This is a genomic window from Sulfurospirillum arsenophilum NBRC 109478 (genome assembly GCF_000813345.1).
Classification (GTDB): domain Bacteria; phylum Campylobacterota; class Campylobacteria; order Campylobacterales; family Sulfurospirillaceae; genus Sulfurospirillum; species Sulfurospirillum arsenophilum.
In genome coordinates this window covers 242,818-263,536 of record NZ_BBQF01000004.1, presented here as the reverse complement: position 1 = coordinate 263,536, position 20,719 = coordinate 242,818, and the positions used below count along the sequence as shown (strand labels likewise).

Sequence of the window (20,719 nt, the reverse complement as noted above, 5' to 3'; positions counted from 1 at the left end):
TTTGTTGTATTGCTATTTCTTGTCTGCTTTGGTTGCGATGGCATCACCCAGCACTTGTACGATTTGCACAAGCACAATGAGAATGACAACGGTAATGACCATAACGTCTGTTTCATAGCGGTAATACCCAAAGCGAATCGCAAGATCGCCCACACCACCACCTCCAACAATGCCTGCCATCGCAGAGTAACCCACCAGACTTATGCCTGTGACGGTGAGTCCTCGAATGAGCCCTGGAAGTGCTTCGGAGAGTAAAACATCTTTAATGATTTGAAACGGGGTAGCTCCATACGCTGTTGCTGCTTCGATCACCCCTTTATCGACTTCGCACAGTGAAGACTGAACCAATCTGGCATAAAAAGCGATAGCCGCCACCGAGAGCGAGAACGAAGCGGCAAGTGGACCGATCGTTGTTCCTATGAGTATTTGTGTCAACGGAAGGAGTAAGACCAGTAAAATGACATAAGGCGTTGAGCGTACCACGTTGATGAGCAACCCGCCAAGTACGTTGAGCGCTTTGTTTTCCCAAAAAAGCCCTTTGTCAGTTATAAATAAAAAAAGTCCCAAAGGAATGCCTAAAAAGATGGAGAAGAAAAAAGAGATGCCTACCATTTGGAGTGTTTCCCAAAACGCCTTTAAAAGGTCTGGTAAGAGTGCGATAAAACTATCCATGAAACACCTCCACTGATGCTGTGCGTTCTTTGAGATAGTCGATAATCTGCTCGATCTTGGTGCTATCCGCATCTATATTTAAGATAAGAACACCTAAAGGCTTCTCGTCGATGTACTCAATTTTGCCATGCAACACATTGATGTTAATTCCAAAGGTACGAATGGCGTCACTAAGGACTGGCTCTTCTGCTCTATCGCCATTGTAAACAACTTTGATGAGGCTTCCTTTCACGTCTTTGAAAATACGTGAGGGTAATTCAAGATTAAGGGTATGGGCAACCAGTTTTTGGGTAAAAGGATGCTGTGGACGTGAAAAAATGTCATAAACATTTCCCATCTCAACGACAACACCTTTATCCATAACGGCAACTTTGGTACATATTTTTTTAATGACATCCATCTCATGGGTAATGAGAATGGTGGTAATGCCTAGCTTTGTGTTAATGTCTTTGAGAAGTTCCAAAATAGCATTGGTCGTTTCAAGATCAAGTGCGGAAGTAGGTTCATCACACAAAAGAATTCGAGGGTTGTTTGCAAGGGCGCGCGCAATGCCAACACGTTGTTTTTGCCCACCTGAGAGTTTCGATGGGTAAACATGCACTTTGTCTGATAACCCGACTAGGTCGAGTAACTCAGGAACTCTGTGTGCGATGGTCTCTTTGGAAGCGCCTGCTATGAGCATCGGAAAAGCCACATTGTCAAAAACCGTTTTGGTATGAATGAGGTTGAAGTGCTGAAAAATCATACCTATTTTATGGCGAATGGCTCTTAAAGACTTTCCGCTGTACTCTGTAATGTCTTCGTTATCGATCCAAATCGTGCCAGAGGTTGGTTTTTGCAGAAGGTTGATGGTACGAAGAAGCGTACTTTTACCCGCTCCACTGGTTCCTACAATGCCAAAAACTTCACCTTCTTGGATTGTGAGATTGACGGCATTAACCGCGTTAAAGGTGGTTTCTTTACTCTGAAACGCAACCGTTACATTTTCTATTTTTACCATAATACCTTCATCTCCGCTGATTTAAAAACACGGTATGCAACAAACATACCGTGTTCATACTCTATTTTGTTTTTGCTTTTAACCACTCAGGTTTTTGAAAATCTTTAAAGATTTTAGTAGGATCGCTCATCGCCTGAGCAAACGCTTCTGATTCAACCACTTCTTTGATGTCTTTGGCAAATTGTGCTTGCAAATCATCAGTTCTTACCGCAATGATGTTAATGTAATTTTCTGGAATGATTTCTCTATCAATCGCACTTGGGTAGATACCCGATGAAATAGCAAAATTTCCAGTCGCAACAGCGATGTCAACACTGTCAACCGTACGCGGGATTTGGGCAGCTTCAATAGGGTGGATTTTAAGTTTTTTTGGATTTTCTACTATGTCTTTCTCAGAAGCTTTGGTTGCATCGAGTTCGGCTTTAATTTTAATAAGTCCAAGTGTTTGCAGATAACTAAGCGCTCGTGCTAAGTTGGTTGGATCATTGGGAACGGTAACGGTAGAGCCTTCTTTAATCTCACTAAGCGATTTGTATTTTTTAGAGTAAATGCCAACACCTGCGGTTGGAACACTAATCAGAGAAGAGAGTTTAAGCCCTTTGTCTGCTGAAAACTTTGTCAGATAAATCGGGTGCTGAAAAAGGTTTGCATCGATGGCTTTATTGGAAAGAGCAAGATTGGGTTGCACGTAATCACTAAACTCTTTCACCTCTATGGTATACCCTTTTTTTGCAAGACTAGGGGTGATGGCTTGTTTGACAAGATCGCCATAAGGACCAGGTGCCACACCGATAATTAAGTGTTGGCTTTGTGCCAATGCATTTCCTGCGGTAAACATAAACAGTACCGCAACCAAAATGGATGATTTAGATTTAAACCATTCTCTTATATTCATTGTTGTCTCCTCATATCTCATCAAATTTTTAAACTGCGAAAGTGTAACGCAAATGCTCTTTAATGTCAAGTAATTCAATCGTAATACTATAGATTAGTGTTCGCTGTTTTTTGATACCTCATTACAGTATGCATTTTAGTCTTTTTAATAGTCTAAAGTATTTACATGTAAAGCTAAAATCAAAATTATTATTAAACTAAATAGTTAGATTTATAACTTTAGAGTGTAATTATATAGGCTTAATTAAGGCGAATTAGTAAGCTTAATGGAATATAAAAGATCATTTTGTGTAAGAAATTACAAATTTAGAGATGAAATAAATTTTTTATACATATCTCACATTAAATGTCACAGTTAATTATTAGAATTAAGGCAGAAATAAAAAACCATTTCAAAAAGGAGTTATACAATGAGTAAAGAGACGATGTCCAGAAGGGACGCGCTTAAGTTTGGTGTTGTTGGAGCAGGTGCAGTAATGTTAAGTGCAGCAAATGCAATGGCCGCAGCACCAATGGAAAAAGATGTTAAGTTTGATGAAGAATACGATGTTATCGTTATTGGTTCAGGTTTTGCAGGTTTGGCGGCAGCAGCAAAAGCGGCTGAGAGAGGTTTAAAAGTTCTTATTCTTGAAAAAATGGGTCGTGTTGGTGGTAACTCCGCTATTAATGGTGGTGCGTTTGCAGTTCCAATGAACAGAGATCAAAAACAATTTGGTATTGAAGACTCTAAAGCACTTTTTATTAAAGATGCTTTAAAAGCGGGTCTTGGCATTAACCATGTAGAGATGCTAGAGTTGATTGCGGATCGTGCTCAAGAGACATTTGACTTTGCTGTAAAATGCGGTGCAAAATTCCAAACAGGTAAAAAACCAACATGGTTTGGTGGTCACTCCGTTCCGAGAACCATTGTTACAGAAAACATGAGTGGATCAGCCATCATTCAACCTATGGCAGCATTTGTCGAAAAACTTCCTGGTTGTAAACTCGTAACACGTGCAAAAATGGATGATTTCGTTATGAGCAATGATGGTACAACGGTTATCGGCGTTACAGCTCGTATCAATTATCGTTTTGACAATAAACTTTACAGTGATGATATCGAAAACAAAACAGGTGAGAAAAAAGTGTACCGTGCGAAAAAAGGTGTTGTTCTAGCAAGCGGTGGTTTCTCAATGGATAAAGAGTATAGAAAAATTCAAGATCCACGTATGACACCAGATATGGATGGAACAAACCATGATGGCGCAACTGCAGGTGCACTTCTTAAAGCATTCCAAATTGGAGCACTTCCTGTACATATTAGCTGGATTCAAGAAGGACCATGGGCAAGTCCGGATGAGAGAGGCTTTGGTGTAGCACCACTTCTTACTCAACAAGGACTCTTTAAATTCGGTGTTGCCGTTGACGTTAGAAATGGTAAACGTTTTATGAACGAAATGGCAGATAGAAAAACAAGAGCGGACGCTGAATATGTCATCTTAAGAGAAGCTCCAAAAATGTACCCCGTTGCTATTGGTACGTACAATACCTTTGAAGAGCAAATTTATGCTGCGATTGAAAAAGGTCTTCAAGGTGGCGTAATGAAAAAATTCGATACGCTTGATGCACTTGCCGCAAACTATAAAATCCCAGCGGATGCACTTAAAGAAACCATCAAAAAATACAACGAAGCCGTAAAAGCGGGTACTGAAGATGAGTTTAAAAAACAAACGCTTAAAGGTGACTCTCTTAAAGAGCTTAAAGGTGGTGACCCTATCGATATGAAAGGACCATTCTACGGAATTCGTTTATGTCCAAAACCTCACCATACAATGGGTGGTTTAAAAATTAATACAAAAGCACAAGTTATCTCTGCAAATACAAACAAACCAATCCCAGGATTTTACGCTGCGGGTGAAGTTACAGGTGGAACGCATGGTGCGAGCCGTTTAGGTAGTTGTGCGATTGCTGACTGTCTCGTATGTGGTCTTGTTGCGGGAGAAAATATCTAATCATGGGTATCAAAAAAACTCTCTTAGCAGTAGGGTTTTTTCTTATTCTTGGTGTGATGTCTTTAGTGGGGAGTGAAGTGAAAACTTCTTCCCCAGAGATTAAGATAACGCCTGAAATGAAAGAAAAATTTCCCGTTAAGCCTCATCATGCCAAATTGTCATTTAAATGTACAGATTGTCATGCAGAGCAAGGCGATGAGCCAGAAAATTTCAAAGCGATAGAAGATAAAGGGTGTTTGTCGTGCCATAAAACAAAACAGTATTTGGCAGATAGACTTAAATTTATGGATAACTTGCATACTAATCCACATAATTCGATTCACGATGGTCCAAAGCTCTATTGTGATGAATGTCATAATGAACACAAACCATCAGAAAACATGTGTTTAAGTTGCCATAGCAATGATGTGAAACTTTGGATGAGGCCGACACCATGATCAAAAAAATATTTCTCATCATAAAAAATAACATCCTACTGACAGCTTTAGTAGGTGTTTTGGTAGGGTTACTCAGTTCATGGATTCTTTATGAAGGTTTGCATCGAACGAGTGGTGATAGGTTTTGTGTTGTGTGTCATGAAATGAAACCGATGGTTGCAGCGTATCATAATGATGTTCATGGAGGAAATGGTAAAACAGGTATCAAAGTAACCTGTGCTACATGCCATTTACCTCACGAAAATGTTATTGCGTACATTGCAACAAAAGCGAGAAATGGCGTTGTTGAAGGGGCGATTCACTTCTTTGGTAACCCCGATAAAATTGATTGGCAAGCCAATCGTGCCAACAGACAACACTTCGTTAAAGATGAAGCGTGTTATGGCTGTCATACGAACTACAAAACCAATGAATCTATTAGTGAGCAAGGTCGTAAAATGCATGCGCATTATGCAAGCCTTGAAGGAACTAAGAACGAAATTGGATGTGCTTCGTGTCACGCAGAAGTAGGGCATAAAGGGCTTAGAAGTATGCTCAACTACTATAAACCTGAGTATGAGTTTTACAAAGGTAAGTTAGACACTAAAAAAGAAGAAGCTGAGAAAAAATTAGCCGAAGAGTTGAAAAAGTAAGGGGAAAAGTAGCCCTATTGATCTATGCATTTAATGGGGATAAAGAGCTAAATGCTTTACATGTAAAACATTTAGCTCTCAAAAAAAGGAGATAATATGAAACTTGCTAAATTAAGTATGGTTGCAATTGCAGTTTTAGGACTTGGCGGTCATGTCTACGCAGCATCAGATACACTTGCGGATGCGTTTAAAAATGGCAAAGTCAATGGTACGTTAAAAGCGTGGTATTGGGACAGAAATGACGATGGCAACTTTTATCCAAAAGCCGATCATCAAAATATTTTGAACGTTGGTGTCGAACTTGGTTATGTCACTGATACCTTTTATGGATTAAGATTAGGTGTTACGTACCAAGGAAGTTCGACTCCATTTGCAACAGATGATGCAAAAAAACTTTTCAACAAAGAAGAATCTGGTCAAGGTTCAGTCTTGTCTGAAGCGTATTTAGGTTATCAAATTGGAAAAACAGATGTGAAAGTTGGACGCCAATACATTACAACGCCTCTTGTGTCAGGAAATCCTACACGTTTCTTTAGAGAGTCTTTTGAGGGTGCGGCCATTACCAATATGGATCTACCTCAAACAACGCTTTACGCAAACTACGTTGGTAAATTTCAAGGTAGAACAGGTGATGTATTTAATGGTAATTTCTTAACACCAGCTGGAGCCAATAATTATTCTTATGATGCGCCAGACTTTAAAAAAGAGATTATTATCGCAGGTGCTGGACCAACTACATTTGCCTTTGATGGTGCTTACTCATTAGGTGCTATCAATAAATCTGTCCAAAATCTTACTTTATCAGGACAATTTGCACAAGCTAACGATGTAAATATGAAAGTAACTTCTGCTACTGGCCCTTATGGTGTTGTAATCAACTCAGGTCAAACAGATGATATTTCATTTTTCTATACAGAAGCAAATTATGTTCTTCCTATGAGTAATTATAAGCTTCTTTTTGATGCAAACTACAGAGGTTCACGTGCAGGTAATGCACTTGATATAGCAAATGTTGATGGCAATATGATCGGACTTCGTGCTGGTTTCTCTGAGCTTTATGGCTTTGGTGGAACGATTGCTTATACAACAGTAAGTAATAACGATGATGCACTGCTTGGTTTAGGTAACGGACCATCATGTTATACAATGCTTTCTATCCGCGGACCTTTGGTATTTAATGGTTTTGCAGGTATGGATACCTATAGATTTGGAGCAACTTATAATTTCGCACAAGTGGGAATTACAGGACTTACCTCTGAATTGGCGTATGTGACTGCAAAACAAGATGCTCCATCTGCTGCAACTATTTCAACAAAAGCTAACAATAAAGCAGAAATTGAAGGATATTCAGCAAGGCTCACCTATGCAGTTCCTTATCTTAAAGGTTTAACAACCGAAGTCACTTATGTATCATTTGAGAAAGACTATTTTGATGCAGCTAGCGTAAAAACGACAAAAGATACTGACGAATTTTGGTTTAACGTAAACTACAAATTCTAAGATATCTAAAATTTTAGGACTTTACATGAGATTGTAAAGTCCTACTTGTTTGATTATAAATTAATGAATACATAAAAGGGGTGAAATGAAGATTTTTCTTCTTGAGCCTGATACAAATTTACAAAATGAGATCGATACATGTCTCAATCAGTGTCGTTTAAAAATAGATGTTAAAAAAACTCAAAATGAACACGATATTTTTGATGAAGTCCTCTCCTTAGAGGATTATTCACTTTTTATTCTTAATCTTAAAAATCCAGCAGATACAAAAATACTAGACTTTATCAGAACAAATGCAAATTTGGCACCTGTTTTATTGGTATTAGAATCCACGCTATCACCGCAAATGTTTCACACACTTTCTTCTTTTTCTTACAATGATATTATCATCAAGAAATTCTCTGTCGAAGAGATCGTCTATAGGATTTATAAATTGTGTCATATTTGGAATGATAATATTTTTTATTGGGCTAATGGCATATGTTTTGATTTTAGAAAGAGAGTGTTTATCTTTAATGATAAGCATATCGTACTTGGTAAAAAAGAAGCATTATTGCTCAAATGTTTATTTTTAAAATCACATGGTGTAACAACATGTGAAGAGATAATCTCTTTTGTCTATCAAAATGAGATTGTAAGTCAAGAAAGAGTTCGAGCACTCGTAAAACAACTCAGAGATAAACTTCCCTACGATTTGATTAGAACATTTCATGGACAAGGGTATCAGATTGTTAATTTTTCGATGATATAGTCAAGAATGTAGGCATTTAAAAAAGAGTAATAGAGTATATTTCTTAAATAATTCTTAAATAAAAACTAACATTAAATATCACAGCTGGTTGATATAATTTAACCTGAAGTAAATAATATCATCTTGTTTTAAGGAGTTATACAATGAATAAAGAGTCAATGTCTCGAAGAGAAGCTCTGAAGTTAGGTGCTCTTGGTACGGCAGGTTTTGCAATGCTTGGTGCAAGTAATGCCATGGCAGCTGCACCAACTGAAAAAGATGTTAAGTTTGATGAAGAATACGATGTTATCGTTATTGGTACAGGATTTGCGGGTCTAGCAGCAGCTGCAAAAGCGGCAGAACGTGGCTACAAAGTGCTTATATTAGAGAAAATGGGACGTATTGGTGGAAACTCTGTTATCAATGGCGGTGGTATGGCCGTACCCAATAGTTCATGGCAAAAAAAATACGGTATTGAAGACTCTGGCGAGAAATTTATCAAAGATTGTTTAAAAGCAGGTCTGGGTATCAATCATGTTGAGCTACTTGAGACGATTGTTAAAAGATCACAAGATGCACTTGATTTTTCTATTAAATGTGGTGCTAAATGGCAAGATGTTAAGCCAGCATGGTTTGGTGGTCACTCAGTACCAAGATCACTTGTAACAGACAATATGAGTGGATCGGGCGTCATTAAGCCTATGCATGAGTTTGTAGAAAAACTCCCTGGTTGTAAAATCATGACACGTGCAAAAATGGATGATTTTGTGATGAGTAGTGATGGTACTTCCGTTGTAGGAGTCACGGCACGTATCAACTACCGTTTTGACAATAAGCTTTACAGTGATGATGTTGAAAATAAAACAGGCGAGAAAAAAGTTTATAAAGCTAAAAAAGGTGTGATTTTAGCGAGTGGCGGTTTCTCAATGGATAAAGAATATAGAAAAATTCAAGATCCACGTATGACACCAGATATGGATTCCACAAACCATGAAGGAGCAACCGCTGGGGCGCTTCTAAAAGCATTCCAAATTGGAGCACTTCCTGTACATATTAGCTGGATTCAAGAAGGACCATGGGCAAGTCCAGATGAGCGGGGTTTTGGTGTAGCACCACTTCTGACACAGCAAGGCTTATTTAAATTCGGTATTGCGGTTGATATAAGAAATGGTAAACGTTTTATGAATGAAATGGCAGATCGTAAAACACGAGCGGACGCTGAGTATGTCATCTTAAGAGAAGCTCCAAAAATGTACCCTGTTGCCATTGGTACATACAATACTTTTGAAGAACAAATTTACCCTCAAATTGAAAAAGGTTTATCGGGAGGTGTCATGAAAAAATTTGACACACTTGATGCACTTGCCGCAAACTATAAAATCCCAGCTGATGCACTGAAAGAGACTATCAAAAAGTACAATGAAGCCGTAAAAGCTGGTACTGAAGATGAGTTTAAAAAACAAACGCTTAAAGGTGACTCTCTTAAAGAGCTTAAAGGTGGTGATCCCATCGATATGAAAGGACCATTCTATGCGATTCGCTTATGTCCAAAACCTCACCATACAATGGGAGGCTTACAAATCAACACGAAAGCGCAAGTCATTTCAGGAAACACAAACAAACCAATTCCTGGTCTTTACGCAGCAGGCGAGGTTACGGGAGGAACGCATGGCGCAAGTCGTCTAGGAACGGTTGCTGTAACCGATTGTTTAACGTTCGGTATGATTGCTGGAGAAAATATCTAAAAATAGCAGTTCAAATAAAAGGCTTTAAAAGTATATTTTAAAGCCTTTTACTTACATTATTATAGGAGTTTCAGTTTTATGATGCTACACTGACGCATAAACTAAGAAAAAGGAGTAAAGTGAAAGTTTTCCTTCTTGAACCAGATGAAGTGTTTGCAGATAGTATTGATACGTATTTAAACCAGTTACGTTTAAAAATGAAAATCAAAAAGGTACACAAAGAAGAAGCCGTTTTTGAAGAAGATGTTACCTCGTTATCGACCTATTCTCTTTTTATTCTCAATCTTAAAAATCCAACCGATCCTTCTATGATGCATTATATAAGAGAACATGGCGGAGATGCTCCTATTTTGCTTGTGATAGAATCAACGATTGAACCTCAAAACTTCAAAACGCTTTACTATCTCTCTTACGATGACATAATTGTTAAAAATTTTTCTCCGCAAGAAATTGCATTTAGAATTTATAAGTTATGCGATATTTGGAATGACGATACTTTTTTTGTCACAAAAGATATTTATTTTGATTTCAAGCACGCTAAATTTATTAAACATGAACAAGAGATTGTGTTAGGGCGGAAAGAGGCATTATTGCTTAAATTGCTCTTTGTTAAATCCCATCATATCGTCTCTTCGCATGAAATTGAGTACTATGTTTACCAAGATGAGGCAGTCAGTGAAGAGCGTATTCGGTCATTAGTGCGGCAATTAAGATCTAAAATTCCACATGATCTCATTGAAACAGTCAAAGGAGAGGGCTATAAAATAGCAAATACAATCCCCGAAGAGGAAAAATGTTTTTGCGATAAATCGTCTTCTTTAATACGCTCTTCTTTTGCCTGTTTAAGCACTTATTATCCACTTATAGAGCAAGTGGAACTAAGTTCTGTTTTTCTCAATATTATGTGATTGTGAATTGAATTTGAGACATGCATCATCGTGTCAATATTTTAACACGATGATGCATGCAGACGTAAAACTAGTGTGGTAACGCTAATTTAATGATGCGAAATGCCACGGCATTTTGGAAGATGAGGGGATAGTCGTATTTACACGAGACGATGCCTTCACAAGGTGCAATGATGGTTTGTAAAAGTGAGCCATCCAAGGCGTTGTAAATGCGAGCGAGTGGTTGACCATGAACGACGTGTTCACCAATGGGTGTAAGGGCGTCAAAAAGCCCTGCAGCATTGCTTTTGACCACTTCCATATCTTCTGACGTGATAACATTACCCACGGCACCTTCAAAGGCCGCATAATCGATAATCCCTTTTTTGGCTAAAAAGCGAATCAATGCATCAAAAACTTTGGTTGATTCTATTTTGCGAAGCGTGCCTTTTTTACCAGAAATGATCGAAAAAGACTTCGCGTTCCAAATTTGCCAGTTATAGTTCAAAGAAACCGTATCGCTAGGTGTGGGGTCTTTGTAGTGAATGAAATCCAGCCCAAATGCTTGTGCATCATTCACATCTTCATAGCCCGTTTTGAGTACCTTAACGTAAGGAATACACTCAGCGCGATCTTTTCTCGCTTCTAGGACTACGGCGTACTCAAAGTGATTGATTTTTTCAAAAAGCTTGGCAGCAATGCGTTGGGTTGACTCTCCTTTATCGTAGCCTGGAAACATGGCATCAATGTCGGTGTTATCCATAGGCCAAAAGGATTTCCCCATATTAAATGAGTAGGGATTGACCGCGGGAACGACTAAAATCTCACCCTTAATAAAAGCAGGGTTTTCCAGCTCTTGTTGGCGTAAAAAGCGAACAAGCCTTGAAGCGACCCAGAGTTGGTCAATAGCCGTACCTGTAAGGGGTCCCACAATAACACAGCTTGGTTTGCTATTGGGAATGCCAAAACGAAACCCTTTAATGCGTAGGGGCTCTCTGCTTAGTGAGGTGATTTCACACAGTATCTCTTCTCTCATTCATTCACCTCTATCGGATTTTCTAAAATGCGTGCAAGAAGCGAACCTTCATAGACGACAGGGTATTCACGTATGGTAAACAAAAGCCCATCGCAAGGGCTTAGTAAACTCTCTTTGATGACACCTTCTAATGGGTCGATGATCTCGCCCAGTTTTTCACCTTTTGTGACCATGACATTATGTTCAAGAGTCGGTATAAAAATACCTGCATCAGAGGCATTGATAAAATGCACCGAAGAGTTTTGGGTTGAAACGGAGGTTTTGCATGGATGTACTGGCTCCTCAATGATGCCCACATGTGCCATAAAGTTTAAAAGACCACGAGCAAGATTTTCGCCATACTCTTTGGTAATACGCATACCAACCCCCATCTCCACCACAAGGGTTTTCGTCCCCACAGAGTTTAGGGCATGCGAAAATGTGGACTCTAAAACAGTGACCGCATCGTGTACCCAGATAAAATCAATGCCAATCTTTTCAGCCAGAGGTACGAGATCATGCGCGTTTGAGCGGCTAATACGAATTTGTGGAAGCTCTTTTAGAAAAATATTGCTCGCATGAATGTCGATGGCAAAGTCGCTTCCTTTAACGGTCTCAACGATGGCATTGGCGACTTGTGCTGGCAGAAAATCCGCGGTATGCCCAGGGAATGAACGGTTTAGATCGACATCGTAAAAAGGAAAATTGCGTGTGATACTATCGATTCCCATAGGATTCATCGAAGGGTATATATCGACAATGCCCTTGATTTTAGTGGGATTTTCCCGAAGCCATTTGATGAGCAAATAGCAGACATATTGCCCTTCGAGTTCATCGCCATGGGTTCCCGTGATGATGGAAATCCGCTTGGTTGACTTGGCGATGTCGGGTGGATTGAAACGGTTTCGTTTGAGTTTTAACGTCTCATCCACGGGGAGTTTGACACTAAAAACTTCTTCTATCATTGTTCTTCCCTTGCAACAGTAACGTTTACATGTAAATTTTGTTGGCTCTTTCCTATAAAGACACCACGGTTAAGGCGGCAGTCCATAAAGTCGCGTCCATGGGCGATTTTGATGTAAGGCTGATGTTCTAACATAACGCCATTGGTTGGGTCAAACCCTCTCCAGTACCCATCAATGAAAGCTTCTACCCACGCGTGGCTTTCACCCTCGCCATCAATAAACCCAGCAACATAACGTGCAGGAATGCCACTCAGGCGAAGGAGGGTAATGAGCAGGTGGCTAAAGTCTTGACAGACACCATTGTGACGTAAAAGCAGAGCATCGGCATCACAGGTTGTGGTTGAAACTCCCGCTAAATACTCAAAGTTTTGAAAAATGGTTTGGTTGAGCATCTTTGTTAAACTCAGCGGTGATTGAGGAAGCATCAACGTCTCCAAATAATCATGCGATAGCGATGAAAAGGGTGTTAGTGTCGTTGGGTGCAGATACAAAGCGGCATTCTCGTTATCTTTGTACTGATAGCTTCCGTGAAAGGCGACACTCCCTGTGAGCATCGCTTCAAAATTGCGGTGGAATTTTTCAATCGTACCAAACAGCAGATCGTTTCCAAAGCCATCTTTGGTTAAGAAAAATGGCACATCATTGTTGATATGAAGCTCCCAATCAAGAAGTGTTTGTACACCATTACTGATGGGAAGCATACGTAAGCAAAAGGCATGCTTGCGTACGGCTTCTTTAAAATTAAGGGTAAATGCGTATGAGAAATTAACTTTCATGGACATAGGCCAGTGTTCCGTAAACTGAATTTATTTTTTCTAATGTTTTAAATTTATTGCTCGATGAAAGGGCGACATGTTTATGGTTTGGACGAACTTTTTCTGCAATAATATTGAGCTTTTCCACATCCAAAAGGGCGGCTTCAATGCTGTCATACATACGAATATTCAAATCCATCCTCTCCACAACCTTTCCAAATTGAATCAAAGGTGACTCTTTGGCTTCCACGAGGGAAAGCTCTAAATTCCCCCAAATGGCATCAAGCTCTTTAAGGGTTGATTCAAGCCAAAATACGGAAACAGTACGCTCTTCTTTTGCCGCTTGATAGGCAAGATAGAGAGCATTTATACGGCTAAACATACGATTTGATAAGTGGGAACGTGTCAAAATCGCATTTTCTCTTGCACAGTTAATAACAGAGATAAGACTTGCATACTCCACATCAAAAACACTTTTGCGCAAAAATTCTTGCGAAGAGTCGTATGAAAGCTCAATGCCCAGTCTGGCATAGAAATTTTTAGCATCATCAAAATCAACGTCGAGTATTTTATCAAAAAGTTGGATAACAAGGCGAGTCATACTCTCTGCTCTTTGGATGTAACGACCCATCCAGTAAAGTTGTTCTGCACTTTGAGGTGATATGAGAATCATCGCTTCTCCTTTAAAATCCACGTATCTTTAAAACCGCCACCTTGTGAGGAGTTGACGATGTAGCTGGTCGGATCCATAGCAAAACGGGTCAGTCCACCGGGCCAGACGAAGATATCTTCACCATAAAGCGAGAACATCCTCAGGTCTGCTTTGCGTGGTGAAAAAGCCCCTGTTTCATCCAAACACTCGATGTCATAAAACTCGATGATCTCTTGAGCGATGAAACGACGTGGTTCTGCGTTAATCGCATCTTTGAGCTTCTCACGTTCTGGTTTTGTCAGAAGTGAACCAAAGATAACGCCATACCCTCCCGCTTCTGCAACATCTTTGATGACGAGATTGCGTATGTTTTGCAAAATGTGGTGGCGATCTTTGTCAAAAAACGCCAAGTATGTTGGGGCATTTTGCAAGATTGGATCTTCTTTAAGGTAATAGCGAATCATATCGGGTACAAAGTAGTAGATGCCTTTATCATCCGCGATGCCATTACCAATGCTGTTCAACAAAGCAACATTGCCTGCACGGTACACTTGTGTGATGTTGGGTACACCAATTAAGGAATCAGGGTTGAACTCGATAGGATCGAGTGCGTCATCATCAAGTCTTCGATACACAGAACCCACACGTGCTTTTTTACCGCTGTAGGTTTTGAGGTAGAGTTTGTCTTTCTCAACGACCAAGTCATCGCCTGTGGCTAAGATAGCACCGCTCTCTTTCGCAAGATAGGAGTGTTCGTAAAAGGCAGAGTTATAACGACCGGGTGTTAAGATGACGTTGATACCACCCGTACTGACGTGTTCCATCGCTGCAGCTAAACGTTTAGGATAGTCCTGCACACTTTGGATCGGCAGTTTTTCAAAAAACTCAGGAAATACTTTACGTGTTAGCATTCGTAAAGAGAGTGGGTAACTCACGCCACTTGGAACTCTGAGGTTGTCTTCCAACACAACCCAGCCATCTCCTACACTATTTTTAACAAGGTCGATACCGCTAATATGCACACGGATGTTTTTAGCCACAGGCGTGTTGGCAAAAGCGGGCAGATATGCTTTGGATGAAAAGACAAATTCGCTAGGAATAATGCCATCTTTAAGAATTTTCTGTGCGCCATAGATGTCTTCTAAAAAGAGATTGAGTGCATGGATGCGCTGTTGTATCCCTTTTTCAAGGTATGAAAATTCACTCGAAGAGACAATGCGAGGAATGATGTCAAAGGGAAATTTTCGCTCTATAAAAGCGTTGTTTTTGAAAAGGTTGAAGTTGATCGCTTCGGTATTCATGTAGGCGAGCAACTCTTGGACGCGTTTTTTGTCGATGGTGTTTAAGATGCCTTTGAAAGCATCGTAGAGTGGACTTTCTGACTCAATCATAACCTGTACCTTTGCCCTTTTTTTCAAAACTCTTGACACGCTTTTAAAGCAAAGCTTTAAAAACTACGTTAACACTATGTTTTCTTCGGCAGAAAGCCCGCGCACCTTTGGTGCTTTTCCTTTTTACCAAATGAATTTTTAATGTCATAAAAGCAGTTTAGCACAAAATTAAGCAGAGCAAGAGGGCAAAAAGGCAGTTTTATGATTATTTTTTAAGCAGTGTTACATGTAAGAAAAAAGCGCTCTTTACAAAGACCACAGATAGGCAAAAATTAGCCCCTCTGTGAGAAAGAGAATACAAAACAGGCTGTTCCATTTAAGTGCTACTTCCATTGGGGTGACATTGAGATACTTTGCTGTCATCAACGACATTCCTGCAAACGGCGAAATAATAAAGGAGATGGAAGCCGATAGAAGCAAAATCAATGCAATGGAAACAGGAGGAAGTGGCAGGGAAACTGCCAATAAGATTTTGCCAAAGATAATCGCAAGTACCAAGGGGTGAATACCACAGATGGAGATAAGGATAAAAAGAAGAGGGATGACAATGATGGAAAAGATGCCAAGGTGATTGACACTCTCTTGGAGAATGGGTTGGATGTACCCTAAAATACCACTGTGATCGACGGCGCCTGCAAATAAACCTACCGCAATGAAGAAAACGGAAAAATCCGTCGCTTGCATGATGCCACTCTCCCCGTAGTCTTTCAACGCCGTTTTGAGTTCGGGCTGTTTACGGTAATAAGCGATCCAAATGGTTGAGACGATGAGTCCAGCGAGTAAAATTCTCCCCGTTCCCGTTGCAATAGAGAAGTTTTCAAAGAGCGATATACACGTAATAAGGCTGATAATCACAAGGATAATATGCACGGTTTGTTTGGGCGCATTTTTCGCGATACCAGAAGAGATATGCAGTGTCTCAGACATCGAAACGATAGGCTTATTCAAACGTGTAGAGTGCTCTAACACGTAAGAAGTCAACAGCCCCATAACACTCAAAATAAGACCTGGAAGAAACAGTTCCGACCATGAAACATGGGTCACCTGCATCACCAAAAGAATGATAATCGCCCCCGGCGCCCAAAAGAGGGCAAGGGTATAGCCTCGCATAATGGCAGTTGCAAAAAAGCGTTGGTACTGCGCAACATTATTTTTAAGCGCTTTGTTAAAGAGTGAAACCATCACAGGAACCGTTCCAAAGAGCAAAAAGCTCGCGAAGAGGTTGGTTACAAGCATGGCAAAAAGGTAAAGCGAACTCTCCTTTTTAAAGAGTCTTTTGAGCCAATACTCGACGGTGTCGCTATAGTGCCCCACTTCGATAGGAATAGAAAAGAGTTGCATTACCACAATAATCGCGATGATGTTGGTCATAGAGGTAAGGGAGCTCATCCAAATGGTGAACGGTAACTCGAAATAGACGAGTAGGGCAATCCCTAAAGTAAAAAAGAACAGAGTGATGTTACGAAACCCTCTTTTTTGCATCGAAAGACCAAACACAAGCAATAGAAGTGTAAAAAATGTTAGGAGCACAAGATTGATTGGCGTAAAGAGTTTGATGATATGTAAGAGCGTAAGTGCCACAATAGCAATTTTACAGAGGCTTTTCATTCTATTTCCAAAATTCAAATTGTGATATTGTAGCGAAAGGAAGATTATGTACGATGTTTAAAAAGAAAGCTTTTACATGTAAACTTTTTCACGCTCAAAATATTTTACATGTAAAGCTAAAACTAAAATGATGAAATAAAAGGCAATTTATCTCTTAAGTTTCAACTTATTTAGACTATGATTCATGCATAGAATATCAAAAGGATTTCCCACGATCTCAAAGGAAGAACAAACCAGAATTACTACTATTGTTGTCCGCGTTGCTGTCATGCTCCTTGAATATGGAGCCGAAAGCCGTTTGATCGAGCAGTTATCGTCTCGTTTGGGTGTGGCGCTTGGGTGTACTTCCATTGAAATTTCTCTGATTCCCTCCGCCATTGTTTTAACGACACTCATTGGCGATTCTTCGGTCACGACCACAAGACGCGCGCATGAACAGCCGATCAATATGTCTATTGTGCATCAAATCGTTACTATTTGCATTGCTGCGGAACAAAACCCTCGTGACATTATGATGGTTGAGCGTTCACTTGCAAACATTCACGCAAACCCTTATCCTAGTTGGTTGATTGTTCCCATGATTGGGCTTTCGTGTGCAGCTTTTAGCCATTTACAAGGTGCGGATTGGCCGGGTTTTTGGATTACTTTTTTAGCAGCCTCTGTGGGTATGATGGTACGCAGGGCACTCTCAAGTCGTAATTACTCTTTGCTGATCGTCTTTGCGTTTACCGCGTTTGTGTGTACTATAATCGCCAGTCTCTCTTTTTATCATGGGTTAAGCTCCTCTGGGCGCGTTGTTCTCTCTTCCAGTGTTCTACTCCTCGTTCCGGGTTTTCCGTATATCAACTCGATGCTTGATGCCTTTAAAGGGTATATCAGCATGGGGTGGGGGCGTTGGACACAAGCGACGTTATTGACCCTTATGTCTTCTCTTGGGATCATGCTCGCCATGGGGCTTTTGGATATAAAAGGATGGTAATGATGGCATGGTTTACACTTTTACTTAATTCCGTGTGGGCGGCAATTCCTGCTGTCGGGTTTGGAATGATTTTCAATGTTCCGCGCTCAACGCTACCTTTGTGTGCTGTGGGTGGTGCAGTGACGTATGGTTTCCGAGAAGTGCTGCTGTTCAATAATCTCTCCATTGAGCTTGCAACGTTTATTGCCACAACGGCTATTGGGATTATCGGTGTTTTTTGGTCACGTCGTTACGTGATGCCTAGACCCGTTTACACGGTTCCCTCCATCATCCCGATGATTCCCGGTACGTATGCTTATGAGATGATGATTAGCCTTGTAACGATGAATACGGTTGGGGTCACGGATGCCCTGCTTTCAAGCTTTATTCAAAATGGATTACATGCGATTAGTATTTTATTTGCCATTGCTTTTGGTTTGGTTTTGCCTTCTATGTATTACACCAAGCGTAAACAGCCTATCATTTAGTGCTTTACATGTAAAGCAAAACGCTCCTCATTGCGAAGAGCGTTTTGTGATATTTTATTTATGAGTTAGAACGCGTGTGGCATTTAAAACAGCGATCAACGCAACGCCAACATCGCCAAAAACAGCTTCCCACATCGTGGCAATTCCCATTGCTCCCATGATCAAAATAATCCCTTTAACACCCAGTGCAAAGACGATGTTTTGCCAAACGATGGCATGGGTTTTTTGAGCGATTTTAAGGGCTGTGGCAACTTTGCTGATCTCATCGGTCATAATGACCACATCTGCCGCTTCAATGGCAGCATCAGAGCCCACACCACCCATCGCGATGCCGATGTCTGCACGTGCTAGTACAGGTGCGTCATTGATGCCATCGCCTACAAAAACGGTTTTACCTTTGCCACTTTTTCGTGCCATAATTTCTTCGAGTTTTTCGACTTTTTGGTGTGGTAAAAGCTCCGCCTCAACATGAGTAATGCCTAGCTCTTTTGCCACCTTTTTAGCGGCAGCTTTATTGTCACCCGTAAGCATCACAATATCTTTAATACCCAGTGCTTGAAGGGCTAAAATAGCTCGTTTACTGTCCTCTTTTGGCTCATCGGCGATGGTGAGATACCCAGCTAAAACACCTTCAATGACGACATAAACAACCGTATCAGGTGTGTTAAGTGGTTCATGCGCGATGCCTTGCTCAAGGAGGAGTTTGTCATTGCCCGCAAGAATGGTTTTACCGTCGATGATCGCTTTGACACCATAGCCTGCAAGCTCTTCATAGTCGCTTACAACGGCTTCCAAAGGTTCTGTGTAAGCACGCTTGATCGAAAGGGCGATGGGATGGTTTGAGTGCATTTCAGCTAACGCCGCAAGACGCAAAACATCGGCTTCACTATGCCCGTTGAGTGTTTTGATGGAAGTGACACTAAAAATGCCTTTGGTAAGGGTTCCTGTTTTGTCCAGAACGACGGTATCAACACCATTGAGGGCTTCAAGGAAGTTTCCGCCTTTAACTAAAATGCCGTTTTTAGAAGCTCCGCCAATACCACCAAAAAAACTAAGCGGAATGGAAACGACCAGCGCGCAAGGGCATGAAACGACCAAGAAAACAAGGGAGCGTCTAAACCAGTCACTTAAAAGCGCGTCTTGCATAAGAAGCGGTGGCACAAAAGCGAGCAGGGCGGCGGAGATCACGACCAGTGGCGTATAGTATTTGGCAAACTGCGTGATGAATTGCTCTGTTTTTGCTTTTTTAGCGCTGGCATTTTGCACAAGGTCTAAGATTTTTGAGACGGTAGACTCAGCGAAAAGCTTGGTTGTCTCGACGATGATAACGCCTGTTTTATTGATAGTGCCAGAGAGAACTTCACTGCCCACTGAAACCTCTTTTGGCAAAGATTCACCGGTAAGAGCCGAAGTATCTAGCGTAGAGCGACCCTCTAAGATGATGCCATCGAGTGGAATTTTTTCACCTGGCTTAACGATGATGCGACTGCCCAAATTCACGTCATTCGGGGCTACTTTTTGCTCACCCTCATCGGTTTGTAAATTGGCAAAGTCAGGGCGTATGTCCATCAATTTGGTGATGGATTTGCGTGAACGAGCAACGGCTAAGTCTTGGAAAAATTCACCGACGCGGAAGAAGAGCATAACCGCAACACCTTCAGGGTATTGACCGATGCTAAACGCACCTACCGTGGCAAGTCCCATCAAAAAGTTCTCATCGAAAACATGACCTTTAAAAAGGTTAGTGACTGCCATGTAAAGAATTTCGCCACCGACTAAGAAAAAGCTAATCAGATAGGTCCAAAACATAAGTGGGTTGCTTTCGTCCATCAAAACAGCGGAGATAAACAGCACCGCACCAATGCAGAACGTGATGAAATGCCACGATTTGAGCATCTCTTTTAAGCTTGTGTCATCAAACCCTTCGTGATGGTGGTCATGGTCGTGTGAATGGGTTTCGATGGGTTTACACCTTGAACAACAGCTATCCGTTGTCGTGGAGCACACTTGGGGTACTTTGTCATGAAATTGCATTGTCGTATCCTCGTGGTTCTAATATATGTTCTAAGCCTTGGTTAAAGATGGTTTTGATGTGTTCGTCATCAAGTGAATAAAAGACGACTTTTCCCTCTTTGCGGTGTTTGACAAGTCTTGCTTGACGCAGGACGCGAAGTTGGTGAGAGATGGCAGATTGTGTCATGCTTAAAAGCTCTGCAATGTCGCAGACACACATCTCCGCTTCAAAAAGTGCCGAGATGATCTTTACACGTGTGGTGTCGCCAAAGACTTTAAAGAGTTCGGCAAGGTCGTAAAGCTTCTCCTCTTGGGGCATCTTTTGTTTGACAATTTCTATGATATTTTCATGAAGCGTGTTGCAACTGCAAAATTCATCGCCCATC

The 20,719-nt window shown here is 40.8% G+C and carries 20 protein-coding genes; 9 read left to right on the top strand and 11 right to left on the bottom strand.

Annotated features, from left to right (window positions below; genetic code table 11):
- Positions 1-12: 12 nt before the first annotated feature.
- From SAR02S_RS11735 to SAR02S_RS11725, 3 genes are all read right to left on the bottom strand, one after another.
- On the bottom strand, positions 13-672 hold the full coding sequence (locus SAR02S_RS11735; protein ID WP_041959913.1) for a methionine ABC transporter permease: 660 nt from the start codon (positions 670-672) through the stop codon (positions 13-15).
- On the bottom strand, positions 665-1,672 hold the full coding sequence (locus tag SAR02S_RS11730; RefSeq protein WP_041959911.1) for a methionine ABC transporter ATP-binding protein: 1,008 nt from the start codon (positions 1,670-1,672) through the stop codon (positions 665-667). The genes SAR02S_RS11735 and SAR02S_RS11730 overlap by 8 nt, the downstream gene beginning before the upstream one ends.
- 61 nt (positions 1,673-1,733) lie before the next feature.
- Positions 1,734-2,567: a MetQ/NlpA family ABC transporter substrate-binding protein gene (locus tag SAR02S_RS11725; RefSeq protein WP_052433630.1), complete on the bottom strand. Its 834-nt coding sequence runs from the start codon at positions 2,565-2,567 to the stop codon at positions 1,734-1,736.
- A 409-nt stretch (positions 2,568-2,976) separates the two neighbouring features.
- Here SAR02S_RS11725 and SAR02S_RS11720 point away from each other — a divergent pair, with 409 nt between their 5' ends.
- From SAR02S_RS11720 to SAR02S_RS11690, 7 genes are all read left to right on the top strand, one after another.
- The gene (locus SAR02S_RS11720) at positions 2,977-4,557 is read left to right on the top strand and encodes a flavocytochrome c (protein ID WP_041959909.1); all 1,581 of its coding nucleotides are present in this window, start codon (positions 2,977-2,979) and stop codon (positions 4,555-4,557) included.
- A gap of 2 nt (positions 4,558-4,559) precedes the next feature.
- Positions 4,560-4,994, top strand: a complete 435-nt coding sequence (locus tag SAR02S_RS11715) for a cytochrome c3 family protein (protein WP_052433629.1) — start codon at positions 4,560-4,562, stop codon at positions 4,992-4,994.
- Positions 4,991-5,626: a cytochrome c3 family protein gene (locus tag SAR02S_RS11710; RefSeq protein ID WP_041959908.1), complete on the top strand. Its 636-nt coding sequence runs from the start codon at positions 4,991-4,993 to the stop codon at positions 5,624-5,626. The genes SAR02S_RS11715 and SAR02S_RS11710 overlap by 4 nt, the downstream gene beginning before the upstream one ends.
- A gap of 96 nt (positions 5,627-5,722) precedes the next feature.
- Positions 5,723-7,126, top strand: coding sequence for an OprD family outer membrane porin (locus SAR02S_RS11705; protein ID WP_041959906.1), 1,404 nt, complete (start codon positions 5,723-5,725; stop codon positions 7,124-7,126).
- Positions 7,127-7,211: 85 nt separating this feature from the next.
- Positions 7,212-7,877, top strand: a complete 666-nt coding sequence (locus SAR02S_RS11700; protein ID WP_041959904.1) for a winged helix-turn-helix domain-containing protein — start codon at positions 7,212-7,214, stop codon at positions 7,875-7,877.
- 143 nt (positions 7,878-8,020) lie between these two features.
- Positions 8,021-9,601 (top strand): flavocytochrome c, encoded by a 1,581-nt coding sequence (locus SAR02S_RS11695; protein WP_041959902.1) that lies wholly within the window; start codon positions 8,021-8,023, stop codon positions 9,599-9,601.
- A gap of 119 nt (positions 9,602-9,720) precedes the next feature.
- Positions 9,721-10,509, top strand: coding sequence for a winged helix-turn-helix domain-containing protein (locus tag SAR02S_RS11690; RefSeq protein WP_084218510.1), 789 nt, complete (start codon positions 9,721-9,723; stop codon positions 10,507-10,509).
- Positions 10,510-10,579: 70 nt separating this feature from the next.
- Here SAR02S_RS11690 and SAR02S_RS11685 read toward each other — a convergent pair whose 3' ends face one another.
- The 6 genes from SAR02S_RS11685 to SAR02S_RS11660 all read right to left on the bottom strand — a co-directional run bounded on the left by SAR02S_RS11685 (position 10,580) and on the right by SAR02S_RS11660 (position 16,874).
- Complete coding sequence (locus SAR02S_RS11685) at positions 10,580-11,524, bottom strand: M14 family metallopeptidase (protein WP_041959900.1); 945 nt, start codon at positions 11,522-11,524, stop codon at positions 10,580-10,582.
- The gene (locus SAR02S_RS11680; protein ID WP_041959898.1) at positions 11,521-12,468 is read right to left on the bottom strand and encodes a M14 family metallopeptidase; all 948 of its coding nucleotides are present in this window, start codon (positions 12,466-12,468) and stop codon (positions 11,521-11,523) included. The genes SAR02S_RS11685 and SAR02S_RS11680 overlap by 4 nt, the downstream gene beginning before the upstream one ends.
- The gene (locus SAR02S_RS11675; RefSeq protein WP_041959896.1) at positions 12,465-13,250 is read right to left on the bottom strand and encodes a transglutaminase domain-containing protein; all 786 of its coding nucleotides are present in this window, start codon (positions 13,248-13,250) and stop codon (positions 12,465-12,467) included. Before SAR02S_RS11675 ends, SAR02S_RS11680 begins: the two co-directional genes overlap by 4 nt.
- The gene (locus SAR02S_RS11670; RefSeq protein ID WP_041959894.1) at positions 13,234-13,896 is read right to left on the bottom strand and encodes an alpha-E domain-containing protein; all 663 of its coding nucleotides are present in this window, start codon (positions 13,894-13,896) and stop codon (positions 13,234-13,236) included. Before SAR02S_RS11670 ends, SAR02S_RS11675 begins: the two co-directional genes overlap by 17 nt.
- Positions 13,893-15,266, bottom strand: coding sequence for a circularly permuted type 2 ATP-grasp protein (locus SAR02S_RS11665; protein WP_041959892.1), 1,374 nt, complete (start codon positions 15,264-15,266; stop codon positions 13,893-13,895). The genes SAR02S_RS11670 and SAR02S_RS11665 overlap by 4 nt, the downstream gene beginning before the upstream one ends.
- 246 nt (positions 15,267-15,512) lie before the next feature.
- On the bottom strand, positions 15,513-16,874 hold the full coding sequence (locus tag SAR02S_RS11660; protein ID WP_041959891.1) for a hypothetical protein: 1,362 nt from the start codon (positions 16,872-16,874) through the stop codon (positions 15,513-15,515).
- 184 nt (positions 16,875-17,058) lie between these two features.
- Between SAR02S_RS11660 and SAR02S_RS11655 the strand changes: the two genes are divergently transcribed.
- Together SAR02S_RS11655 and SAR02S_RS11650 are read left to right on the top strand one after the other, a co-directional pair.
- Positions 17,059-17,853, top strand: a complete 795-nt coding sequence (locus SAR02S_RS11655; protein ID WP_041959890.1) for a threonine/serine exporter family protein — start codon at positions 17,059-17,061, stop codon at positions 17,851-17,853.
- Positions 17,853-18,320, top strand: a complete 468-nt coding sequence (locus SAR02S_RS11650) for a threonine/serine exporter family protein (protein WP_041959889.1) — start codon at positions 17,853-17,855, stop codon at positions 18,318-18,320. The genes SAR02S_RS11655 and SAR02S_RS11650 overlap by 1 nt, the downstream gene beginning before the upstream one ends.
- Before the next feature lie 54 nt (positions 18,321-18,374).
- Here the strand turns inward: SAR02S_RS11650 and SAR02S_RS11645 are convergent, their stop codons facing one another.
- Positions 18,375-20,354 (bottom strand): heavy metal translocating P-type ATPase, encoded by a 1,980-nt coding sequence (locus SAR02S_RS11645; protein WP_041959888.1) that lies wholly within the window; start codon positions 20,352-20,354, stop codon positions 18,375-18,377.
- Entirely contained in the window at positions 20,341-20,718 is a 378-nt protein-coding gene (locus SAR02S_RS11640) for an ArsR/SmtB family transcription factor (protein ID WP_041959887.1), read from the bottom strand. Before SAR02S_RS11640 ends, SAR02S_RS11645 begins: the two co-directional genes overlap by 14 nt.
- Position 20,719: the final 1 nt, after the last annotated feature.

Bases quoted from the DNA above. Each gene is read 5' to 3' on its own strand.
- SAR02S_RS11715 (WP_052433629.1), top strand. From the start codon at position 4,560: ATGGGTATCAAAAAAACTCTCTTAGCAGTAGGGTTTTTTCTTATTCTT.
- SAR02S_RS11710 (WP_041959908.1), top strand. From the start codon at position 4,991: ATGATCAAAAAAATATTTCTCATCATAAAAAATAACATCCTACTGACA.
- SAR02S_RS11735 (WP_041959913.1), bottom strand. From the start codon at position 672: ATGGATAGTTTTATCGCACTCTTACCAGACCTTTTAAAGGCGTTTTGG.
- SAR02S_RS11660 (WP_041959891.1), bottom strand. From the start codon at position 16,874: ATGAAAAGCCTCTGTAAAATTGCTATTGTGGCACTTACGCTCTTACAT.
- SAR02S_RS11665 (WP_041959892.1), bottom strand. From the start codon at position 15,266: ATGATTGAGTCAGAAAGTCCACTCTACGATGCTTTCAAAGGCATCTTA.
- SAR02S_RS11700 (WP_041959904.1), top strand. From the start codon at position 7,212: ATGAAGATTTTTCTTCTTGAGCCTGATACAAATTTACAAAATGAGATC.
- SAR02S_RS11685 (WP_041959900.1), bottom strand. From the start codon at position 11,524: ATGAGAGAAGAGATACTGTGTGAAATCACCTCACTAAGCAGAGAGCCC.
- SAR02S_RS11725 (WP_052433630.1), bottom strand. From the start codon at position 2,567: ATGAATATAAGAGAATGGTTTAAATCTAAATCATCCATTTTGGTTGCG.
- SAR02S_RS11645 (WP_041959888.1), bottom strand. From the start codon at position 20,354: ATGCAATTTCATGACAAAGTACCCCAAGTGTGCTCCACGACAACGGAT.
- SAR02S_RS11670 (WP_041959894.1), bottom strand. From the start codon at position 13,896: ATGATTCTCATATCACCTCAAAGTGCAGAACAACTTTACTGGATGGGT.
- SAR02S_RS11730 (WP_041959911.1), bottom strand. From the start codon at position 1,672: ATGGTAAAAATAGAAAATGTAACGGTTGCGTTTCAGAGTAAAGAAACC.
- SAR02S_RS11680 (WP_041959898.1), bottom strand. From the start codon at position 12,468: ATGATAGAAGAAGTTTTTAGTGTCAAACTCCCCGTGGATGAGACGTTA.
- SAR02S_RS11720 (WP_041959909.1), top strand. From the start codon at position 2,977: ATGAGTAAAGAGACGATGTCCAGAAGGGACGCGCTTAAGTTTGGTGTT.
- SAR02S_RS11675 (WP_041959896.1), bottom strand. From the start codon at position 13,250: ATGTCCATGAAAGTTAATTTCTCATACGCATTTACCCTTAATTTTAAA.
- SAR02S_RS11650 (WP_041959889.1), top strand. From the start codon at position 17,853: ATGATGGCATGGTTTACACTTTTACTTAATTCCGTGTGGGCGGCAATT.
- SAR02S_RS11695 (WP_041959902.1), top strand. From the start codon at position 8,021: ATGAATAAAGAGTCAATGTCTCGAAGAGAAGCTCTGAAGTTAGGTGCT.
- SAR02S_RS11640 (WP_041959887.1), bottom strand. From the start codon at position 20,718: ATGGGCGATGAATTTTGCAGTTGCAACACGCTTCATGAAAATATCATA.
- SAR02S_RS11705 (WP_041959906.1), top strand. From the start codon at position 5,723: ATGAAACTTGCTAAATTAAGTATGGTTGCAATTGCAGTTTTAGGACTT.
- SAR02S_RS11655 (WP_041959890.1), top strand. From the start codon at position 17,059: ATGCATAGAATATCAAAAGGATTTCCCACGATCTCAAAGGAAGAACAA.